At 50.2% G+C, this 707-nt stretch carries 2 protein-coding genes; both read left to right on the top strand.

Features of this window, described 5'->3' with window-relative positions:
- Window positions 1-251: hypothetical protein (locus ACVBEF_RS21305; RefSeq protein WP_447125889.1), on the top strand; the 251-nt coding region annotated here is incomplete at its 5' end.
- A gap of 178 nt (window positions 252-429) precedes the next feature.
- Window positions 430-707, top strand: a 278-nt coding sequence (locus ACVBEF_RS21300; protein WP_447125888.1) for a hypothetical protein, incomplete at its 3' end; no start/stop codon positions are given.

Below are 707 nucleotides of genomic sequence, written 5' to 3'. Positions count from 1 at the left end.
AGGTCAACGGCCACTTCAAAAGCAACGGCAACTGTGGCTGCGCCTGCAAGGTCAAAAACAACTTCAACATCAACCGCCCTGACTCAGTCACAGATTACTGTACTGCCGAGCATTCATTGTTTTGGCAGCTAAAAAACCGTATAAAAACTGTAATCGCTCAAAACCGCCATTTACCGGTTGACCTCTGTTTTCTGCGCGAGTATCTTGTCATCCGTTCCTCTCATAGGAATACAGGTGTGAAGCCCTGTTGAGAAAACCCCTGGATCGTGCAATGCGGTCCAGGGTCCCTAAGTTCGTCCCTCTATGGGCGACAGTGGCGGTGAAGCCTTCGGGCTTGCTGGTTTTGGTTTTCTCCCAGTTCTTCACCACTGTCATTTGTCGCCCACCCCCGTCTATAAACGGGAATCAACAGAGCTAAAGGATCGAATAATGCCCAATACAACCAACGCTAAACATCAAAACCTCAGCGATGCCATTGACACCGAGCAATATATTTACCTGCATGACTTTGCCACCCGCTGTGCCGCTTTTTCTCAAGCCATCACCGTCTGCCTCAACCTCCAGGAAACCAACGAAGCTTACCGATCCAATCCCAGCAACACCAATGCCCACGCACTAGCGCTTAGCGTTGCCGATTGCGCAGCATTAAAAGCGTTCGCCGTAGAAGCAACAGCACTATTAGGCGAGCATGCGATTGGCGAAACTGA

It is taken from the genome of Glaciimonas sp. GG7 (assembly GCF_052976905.1).
This window is presented reverse-complemented; position numbering and strand designations above follow the sequence as displayed.